The following is a 4,545-nucleotide window of genomic DNA, read 5'->3' as shown; positions in this document are numbered from 1 at the left end:
GCGGCCGGAAGGCGCGGGAAAGGGCGACGGCCGCGGGCTGCGTCGTTGAAGCCCGCGAGCCGCCGTCACAACCCGGACTCGACGAAGTAGCGGACCTCGATGATCGTGGTGTTCGTGGCGTCGGAGACCGCCGCGACGGCGCCGGAGACGGCCCCCGGCACGGTCGGATCGACGCCCTCGGGCACGTCGATGAGATACGCGGTGCCGTAGTTGCCCCACTCCACCGTGCGCGGAGCGAGCGCGAGCACATCGGCGACGGGGGTGCCGACCGCCACGCCCGACGAGGTGGTCAGACGGATGCCGCGGGCCTGGTCGGCCGTGAACACCGCGAACGACGGCAGCATGTACTCCGCGCGGGGCTTCTCGAGGTTCTGCTCGTCGTAGAACGTGAACCCGTCCCACAGGTACACCGTGTAGTCGGGGTAGTGCCCGCCGTCACCGGGGTTGGTCGAGATCGTCGGCGGGCCGTCGAATGCCTCCTCGAGCGCGGCGACGGCCGGTTCGCCCTCATCGGCCCACGCGTACGTGAACACGGCGGTGCCGTCCTCGGTGAGCAGCACGAAGCCGGTGTCGTCCAGGCGGATCTCGGCCACGCTCGCGTCGGGGGTGGGCGTCGGCGTCGGCGCGGGAGTCGTCTCGGTCGCGGTGGGCGTGGGCGTCGGGGTCGCGGCGGGAGCGCAGGCAGTCAGCAACAGGGCGACGAGGGCTGCGCTTGCACCGAGCAGGGTTCGGGTCCGGGGCATGCCTCTATCGTTCCAGTCGCCGCCGACGGCGACGGGCAGGACGGGTAACGATCTGCCAACAAGCGCGGTGTCGGGCGGCGCGCTCGCGACTGACGAGCTTCGCAGTCTCGTGCGGATCTCGCAGGATTCCGGTGAGATCGTGCGAAGTCCGTGCGATTCTGCGAAGTTCGTGCGCGATACGGCGCGAGATGCCGGCCAGCGCCGGCCGGGTCAGGATTGCTCGGAGCCGGAGCGCTCGGAGCCGGAGCGCTCGGCGACGTGCTCGACGAGGCCGAAGCCGGCCTGCGGCGGCTGGCCGGAGCGGTCGGCGCCCGGGAGCGGCCTCGAGCGGCGGCCGTAGATGAGCTCCGACGAGTCGAGCAGCCAGGGCACGAGCGTGATCGAGACGCCGTGCAGCATCATGAGCTGCTGCGCGATGCGCCGTGCGCGCCGGTTGTGCAGCAGCTTCTCCCACCAGTGCCCGACGATGTACTGCGGCAGGTACACGGTGACCACCGACGGCCCATGCTTCTCGCGATATGCGCGGACGAAGTCCATGATCGGGGAGGCATAGGTGCGGTAGGGCGACTCGACCACGATGAGCGGCACCGGCATCCGCTGTTCGTGCCACTCACGCTGCAGGGCGTCGGCCTCTTCCGCGGTGACGGCGACGTGCACCGCGAGGGTCGTGTCGTGATGGGCCGCGAGCGCGTAGTCGACCGCCTTCGCGACCGGCTTCTGCAGGCGGTTGACGAGCACGAGCGCGACGTCGCCGGTGGCGCCGTAGTGCACCGGGTCGTCCAGCGCGATCTCGTGCTCGACGTCGCGGTAGTAGCGGCTGACGCCGATCATGAGCACAGAGAGGACGGGGATCGCGAGGAAGACGAGCCACGCGCCGTGCGTGAACTTCGTGATCGTCACGACGACGAGCACGAGCATCGTGAAGCACGCGCCCAGCCCGTTGATCGCGAGCCCGGTGATGGCCTCGTGGCGCCGAGTCTGCCGCCCCCTCAGCACGCCGCGCCAGTGGCGCACCATGCCGAGCTGGCCGAGCGAGAACGACACGAACACGCCGATGATGTACAGCTGGATGAGCGTCGTGAGGTTGGCCTGGTAGATCACGAGCACGACGATCGCGGCGGCCCCGAGGATGATCATGCCGTTCGAGTAGACGAGCCGGTCACCCCGCGTGTTGAGGGACTTGGGGGCGTAGCCGTCGCGCGCGAGCACCGCGCCGAGCAGCGGGAATCCGTTGAACGCGGTGTTCGCGGCCAGCAGCAGCACGCACGCCGTGGCCGCCTGGATGACGAAGAAGGGGATCGAGCCCGCCCCGAACGTGGCGGCCGCGACCTGCGCCATGAGACTCGGCTGCGGCGCGCTCGCGCAGTCGAACCCGACCAGGTGGCACGGGTTCTCGGCGTAGTGGACCCCTGCGACGAGCGCCAGGAGCGTCAGCCCCGCGAACAGCAGGATCGCGATCGAGCCCATCGCGGTGAGGGTCAGCTGGGCGTTGCGGATCTTCGGAGTACGGAACGCCGGCACCCCGTTCGAGACCGCCTCCACGCCGGTGAGGGCCGAGCATCCGCTCGAGAACGCCCGCAGGATGAGGAGGATCGTCGCCGCCTGCGTGAGCTCTTCGGCCTGCACGTCGAACGCCGCGCTCGAGGCCACCGGCGCGTCGCCGAGAGCCCACCGGACGAGGCCCGTGACCACCATGACGCCGACCGAGCCGATGAACACGTACGTGGGCACCGCGAACGCGCGCGACGCCTCGCGCACGCCGCGCAGGTTCATCACGACGATGAGCACGACGAAGCCCACGGCGAGCTCGACGCGCCACGGGTCGAGGACCGGCAGGGCCGAGATGATGTTGTCGACGCCCGAGGCGACCGACACGGCGACGGTGAGGATGTAGTCGACGAGCAGGGCGGATGCCACGACCACGCCCGCGGTCTCGCCGAGGTTCGTACGCGCGACCTCGTAGTCGCCGCCGCCGGAGGGGTAGGCCTTGATGAGCTGGCGGTAGCTCAGCACGACGACGATGAGGAGCGCCACGACCGCGGCGGCGACCCAGGGGCTGAACGCCAGGAACGCGGTGCCGCCGACCAGCAGGATCATGAGCAGCTCCTGCGGCGCGTACGCGACCGACGACAGCGCGTCGGAGGCGAAGATCGGCAGCGCCATGCGCTTGGGGAGGAGCTGCTCGTCGAGCGCCTCGCTCGTGAGGGGCTCGCCGAGGAGGATGCGCTTGGCGACCGGCGTCTCGTCGGCCGGCTCGCGCGTTTCGTGCGTCACGGCGCGCGACTCTACGCCCGTGCGATCACGCGCGCAATGGGGCGGGCGCAGGGGCAGGCCAGCCTCCGGCTCGCCGAGTCACTGCCTTAGGGGCGACCCACTGCGCTCGAGCACAGTGAGCGGGTGCCAGGGCAGTGACTCGGGGGAGAGGTGCGGAGGGCGGGGAAGCGTAGGGAGGCCGGGCCGCGGTCGCGCGGGCCGCGGTCGCGGGGGTCTCGCGGTCGCGGGAGGGGGCGGGGCGTCAGGCGAGGAACTCGCGCGCTGCGACGACGAGGTTGTCGACGCCGCGCTCGAGCGTCGGGTGGATCACCGGCGCGAACAGCGGGGAGTGGTTGGTCGGGATGTCGCGTTCGACCGTGCCGGCGGCCACGGCATCCGCGTACCGCTGCGGGTCGACGCCGCCCCAGAACCAGAACACGAGCGGCACACCGGACTCGCGCGCGAACCACGACACGTCCTCGCTGCCGGTGAACATGCCCGGGTCGATCACGGTGCCCTCGCCGAACGCGCGATCGAACGCCGCGGTGAGGCGCGCGGTCGCGTCGGCGTCGTTGATCGTGGGCGGCAGGGTGTGGTCGATCGTGATGGCCGGTTCCTCCTCGGCGCCGGATGCCGCGGCCTCGGCCCGCACGATCCGCTCCACCTTCGCCATCACGCGCTCGCGCGCGACGTCGTCGGGGTAGCGCAGGCTCAGGGCGAGCGTCGCGTCGGCGGGGATGATGTTGTTCTTCAGCCCGGCGTGCACGGCGCCGACGGTCACGACCGCCATCTCGCGCGGGTCGACCTCGCGCGACACGATCGTCTGGAGGCGCATGACGGTCGCCGCGGCCATGACCACGGGGTCGATCGTCGCGTGCGGACGGGAGCCGTGGCCGCCGCGGCCGAGGAGGTGCACCGTCAGCCCGTCGGAGGCCGCCATCTGCGTGCCCGGGCGGACGCCGACCACGCCCGCGGGGAGCGGCGTGACGTGCTGCCCGAGCACGATGTCGGGGCGGGGGAAGCGGTCGAGCACGCCGTCGGCGATCATGGCGAGCGAGCCCGCGCCGTGCTCCTCGGCGGGCTGGAAGACCGCCACCACGGTGCCCGACCACTCGTCGCGCGTGGCGACCAGCCGCTCGAGCGCGCCCAGCAGCGCGGTCACGTGCATGTCGTGGCCGCACGCGTGCATGACGGGCACGTCGACGCCGTGCGGGTCGATGCCGCGCACGGTGCTCGCGTACGGCAGACCGGTCTGCTCGGGCACGGGCAGACCGTCCATGTCGGCGCGCAGCCACACGACGGGTCCGTCGCCGTTGCGCACGACTCCGACGACGCCCGTGCGACCGATGCCCTCGTGCGCCTCGATGCCGAGCTCCGCGAGTGCCGCGACCACGACGCCCGCGGTGCGGGTCTCCTGGAACGACAGCTCGGGGTGGCGGTGCAGATCGATGTAGAGGGCTTCGAGGTCGAGCGACATGTCCCGAGCCTAGCTTTCCGCGCCCGCGCCGCCCCTGACGGCGGTGCCCGGCGGCGTCCGCCGGCGTCCGCC

The 4,545-nt window shown here is 71.8% G+C and carries 3 protein-coding genes; all 3 read right to left on the bottom strand.

What is annotated here, in order from left to right; translation table 11 throughout:
• Nucleotides 1-65 precede the first annotated feature (65 nt).
• Complete coding sequence (locus WML84_RS13120) at nucleotides 66-743, bottom strand: hypothetical protein (RefSeq protein WP_347346586.1); 678 nt, start codon at nucleotides 741-743, stop codon at nucleotides 66-68.
• Nucleotides 744-953: 210 nt separating this feature from the next.
• Complete coding sequence (locus WML84_RS13115; RefSeq protein WP_347346587.1) at nucleotides 954-2,906, bottom strand: APC family permease; 1,953 nt, start codon at nucleotides 2,904-2,906, stop codon at nucleotides 954-956.
• A gap of 352 nt (nucleotides 2,907-3,258) precedes the next feature.
• The gene (locus WML84_RS13110; RefSeq protein WP_347346585.1) at nucleotides 3,259-4,473 is read right to left on the bottom strand and encodes an amidohydrolase; all 1,215 of its coding nucleotides are present in this window, start codon (nucleotides 4,471-4,473) and stop codon (nucleotides 3,259-3,261) included.
• Nucleotides 4,474-4,545 lie beyond the last annotated feature (72 nt).

Source organism: Microbacterium sp. (assembly GCF_039812165.1).
Classification (GTDB): Bacteria; Actinomycetota; Actinomycetes; order Actinomycetales; family Microbacteriaceae; genus Microbacterium.
Note: the sequence above shows the minus strand (reverse complement) of the source record. Positions and strands in the feature narration are given on the sequence as shown.

Bases quoted from the DNA above. Each gene is read 5' to 3' on its own strand.
- WML84_RS13120 (WP_347346586.1), bottom strand. From the start codon at position 743: ATGCCCCGGACCCGAACCCTGCTCGGTGCAAGCGCAGCCCTCGTCGCC.
- WML84_RS13115 (WP_347346587.1), bottom strand. From the start codon at position 2,906: ATGGCGCTGCCGATCTTCGCCTCCGACGCGCTGTCGTCGGTCGCGTAC.
- WML84_RS13110 (WP_347346585.1), bottom strand. From the start codon at position 4,473: ATGTCGCTCGACCTCGAAGCCCTCTACATCGATCTGCACCGCCACCCC.